This window comes from Pseudonocardia hispaniensis, from assembly GCF_042658695.1.
Taxonomy (GTDB): Bacteria; Actinomycetota; Actinomycetes; order Mycobacteriales; family Pseudonocardiaceae; genus Pseudonocardia; species Pseudonocardia hispaniensis.
In genome coordinates, this window is record NZ_JBHSQW010000039.1 from 135,470 (window position 1) to 139,381 (window position 3,912).

Here is a 3,912-nt window from a genome sequence, read left to right on the forward strand (position 1 = left end):
ACCGAAGCCCCACGGGTCGTCCACGGTGACCACGCGGCCGTAGCGGTAGGAGCGGAACACGTTCCAGATGAACGGCAGGGTGGAGGCGCCCAGGATGAACGCGCCGACCGAGGAGATCATGTTCAGCGCGGTGAACCCGTCGGTGGGCAGGTAGTCGGCGTAGCGGCGGGGCATGCCCTCGTTGCCCAGCCAGTGCTGGACCAGGAAGGTGGTGTGGAAGCCGATGAAGGTGAGCCAGAAGTGGATCTTGCCGAGGCCCTCGTCGAGCATCCGGCCGGTCATCTTGGGGAACCAGAAGTAGATGCCGGCGTAGGTGGCGAACACGATCGTGCCGAACAGCACGTAGTGGAAGTGGGCCACCACGAAGTAGGTGTCCGAGACGTGGAAGTCCAGCGGTGGGGAGGCCAGCAGCACCCCGGTCAGACCGCCGAACAGGAACGTGGCGAGGAAGCCGATCGAGAACAGCATCGGCGTTTCGAAGGTCAGCTTCCCCTTCCAGAGCGTGCCGACCCAGTTGACGAACTTGATGCCGGTCGGGACCGCGATCAGAAACGTCGTCAGGGCGAAGAACGTCAGCAGCACCGCGCCGGTGGCGTACATGTGGTGCGCCCACACGGAGACCGACAGGGCGGCGATCGCCAGCGTCGCGAAGATCAGGCCCTTGTAGCCGAACACCGGCTTGCGGGCGAACACCGGGAAGATCTCGGAGACGATGCCGAAGAACGGCAGCGCGACGATGTAGACCTCGGGGTGGCCGAAGAACCAGAACAGGTGCTGGTACAGGATCGCGCCGCCGCTGGCCGGGTCGAACACATGCCCGCCGAGGTGCCGGTCGATCGCGAGGCCGAGCAGGGCGACGGTCAGCGGCGGGAAGACGATCAGGATCAGGACCGCCGTCACGAAGATGTTCCAGGTAAAGATCGGCATCCGGAACATGGTCATTCCGGGCGCGCGCATGCACACGATGGTCGTCACGAAGTTGACGCCACCGAGGATCGTGCCCAGCCCGGCGACGACCAGACCCATGATCCACAGGTCACCGCCTGCACCCGGCGAGTAGATCGGGCCCGAGAGCGGCGTGTAGGCGAACCAGCCGAAGTCCGCGGCCCCGCCCGGGGTGAGGAACCCGGCCAGCACCGTGAGTCCGCCGAACAGGAAAAGCCAGTAGGAGAAGGCGTTCAGTCGTGGGAACGCCACGTCCGGGGCGCCGATCTGCAGCGGCACGATGTAGTTGGCGAAACCGAACACGATCGGCGTCGCGTACAGCAGCAGCATGATGGTGCCGTGCATGGTGAACATCTGGTTGAACTGCTCGTTCGACAGGAACTGCAGTCCGGGCTGGGCGAGCTCGGCGCGCATCAGCAGCGCCATCGCTCCGCCGGCCAGGAAGAACCCGAACGAGGTGACCATGTACAGGACCGCAATGTCCTTGGGATCCGTGGTCCGCATCATCTTGAGCAGCATGGATCCCTTGACCGACCGGCGCGCCGGGTACGGGCGCGTCGTGATCGGCTTGGGCGCGACGGCTGTCACAGTTCCTCCTGCACTGGCCTCATGGTGGAGCAGGCCCGGACTCTATCTCCCGCAGACGTACGCAGATGCTCCCGGGTGATGGTCGGGGCCCGAGAGCAGCCTCCTGCGCCGACATTGTGCTCTACCGAAGGTAGAACACCCAACGGTGGGTTCGGCCACTGCTCCCCAACCCCTGCGCAGGGGGTCACCGCGCCCCCGGGTACGGCGGCTCTCACCAGCGCCGACCGGCGCGGAAGACCTGCGATGACCTGATCCGCTGCGCCGCCTGCGGCGCCACCACCGGTCGCCGCGCCACGAGCAGATCTGTGACCATCGTCTCGTCGCGAATGCCCCCCCCCGACGGGTCCGGCGGGGCAGGTCACCCGGCTCGACGGTGGCGATCACGGCGTGCCCGGCTTCGCCCGCAGCTCCGGCTGACCGTTGCCCGCGGCTCCTCCTCGCCGATCCGGGGAGTCGACAACGACCGGCGGGAGCGCCCGTTCCAGCGCCTCCGACAATCTGGCGCCGCGAAGGGCGTCCACCAACGCCTCGACGATGATCGAGGTGGGTTCGCGGTCGGGAATGATCAGCCCGACGGCGGGACGGGGCCGGACCTCCGCGAGCGGCCGGACAGACATGCCTTCGGGCACTCCGAACGCGTGCAACCAGGTGTGCGCGACGATGCTCGCCAGCCGCTGGGTCGCGATATGCGCGTACAGCGCGCCGACGGTGTCGGTCTCGACAACCGGGGCGAGGGTCGCACCGGCCGCGGCCATCGTGGCGTCGAGGATGCGGCGGTTGCGCATCGTGGACATGAGGGCGCATTGCGGCACGGTGGCCGCGGCCGCCCAGTCCACGACCGGCTCCCCGGCGAGCGGGTTGTCGGCCGGGACGAGCAGCAGGTAGCGCTCCCGGTACAGCTCGAGGCTGCGGGTGCCAGGCGGAGTGTCGTGGTCGAGGTAGGTGAGGCCCGCGTCGAGTTCGAACTCGGCGAGCCGCCTGCTGATCTCCCGGGACGAGAAGGACTCGATCCGGACCCGGGCCATCGGGTATCGGGTCGTGAACAGGCTGGTCATCAGCGGGGTCGCGGGGACCGCCGTCGGGATCGCACCGATGCGGACGGTGGCCCTGAGCCCGTTGCGCATCCGGTCGAGGTCGGCCAGCAGCGCGTCGCGTTCGGCGAGGATCCGGTGTGCCCATCCGACGATGCGGCGCCCCTCGTCGGTGAACCCCTCGAACCGCCGCCCGCGTAGCACGATCGTGACGTCGAGTTCGTTCTCGAGCTTACGGATCGCCGCGGACAACGCCGGCTGGCTGACGTGGCAGACTGCCGCTGCCCGCCCGAAATGCTGTTCGCGGCTGAGCGCGACGAGATACTCCAACTGACGGATCAGCACGTCGCTACGCGCGCGGAGCGTCACCGGTTCAGGCGGAAGGCGGGCAGGCACATCCGCAGAAGCCTAACCCGACCGACCGCACACGTCACCCATCCATTCGGCCAGTTCGGGCGATAACACTGCATTATCAGGCAATCGAGGATTCGATTCACGAATGGCTTGCCGGTGAACGTGGCATCCACCACTATCCCTTCCACGGTGGCCGGAGTGGCGCACCGCATATCCGCGCCTGGGTCCGGCATTCGATGTGGCTTGTTCGTGGGTCGGTTCGGCCCGTTCAAAGCCTGTCCGCCGGTGGCCGATGGTGCTCGCCCTCGACGAGGAGAGAACTGAATGGGCAGAGGGTTCCTTGATCGAGATTCGACGGTGGCGCCGCCGGGGTGGAGTCGGTGGCTCGTCCCGCCGGCGGCGTTGTCCATCCACCTGGCGATCGGCCAGGTCTACTCGTGGAGCGTGTTCAAGCTCCCGCTGGAGTCAGCGCTGGGCATCTCCGGCGTGGCGAGCGCCTTGCCGTTCACTCTCGGAATCGTGATGCTCGGGGTCTCGGCCGCGGTGTTCGGTACCGCGGTCGACAGCAGGGGCCCGCGCTGGGCGATGTTCACCGCCACGGCCTGTTTCGCCAGTGGATTCCTCATCGCCTCGCTCGGGGTGAGCCTTCGGCAGTACTGGCTCGTCGTGGTCGGCTACGGACTCATCGGTGGTATCGGACTCGGAATCGGCTACATCTCGCCGGTGTCGACGCTCATGAAATGGTTTCCGGACCGGCCCGGGATGGCCACCGGATTCGCGATCATGGGCTTCGGCGGCGGAGCCCTCATCGCGTCACCGTGGTCCAACCAGATGCTGAGCACCTTCGGCCGGGACGTTCCGGGAATCGCCCAGACCTTCCTCGTCCAGGGCATCGCCTACGCGGTCTTCATGTCGGTCGGCTGGCTGCTGATCCGGGTGCCGCCCGAGGGTTGGACGCCGGCGGGCCGGGGCCCGTCGCGGGCCCCGGCCCGCG

At 67.6% G+C, this 3,912-nt stretch carries 3 protein-coding genes; 1 reads left to right on the forward strand and 2 read right to left on the reverse strand.

Annotated features, from left to right (window positions below):
• Both ctaD and ACFQE5_RS19720 read right to left on the reverse strand, forming a co-directional pair.
• The coding region (gene ctaD / locus ACFQE5_RS19715) for an aa3-type cytochrome oxidase subunit I (protein WP_379587093.1) at window positions 1-1,533 on the reverse strand (1,533 nt) is incomplete at its 3' end.
• A gap of 380 nt (window positions 1,534-1,913) precedes the next feature.
• Window positions 1,914-2,933, reverse strand: a complete 1,020-nt coding sequence (locus ACFQE5_RS19720; RefSeq protein ID WP_379587095.1) for a LysR family transcriptional regulator — start codon at window positions 2,931-2,933, stop codon at window positions 1,914-1,916.
• A 309-nt stretch (window positions 2,934-3,242) separates the two neighbouring features.
• Here ACFQE5_RS19720 and ACFQE5_RS19725 point away from each other — a divergent pair.
• On the forward strand, window positions 3,243-3,912 hold a 670-nt coding region (locus ACFQE5_RS19725; RefSeq protein WP_379587191.1), incomplete at its 3' end, for an MFS transporter.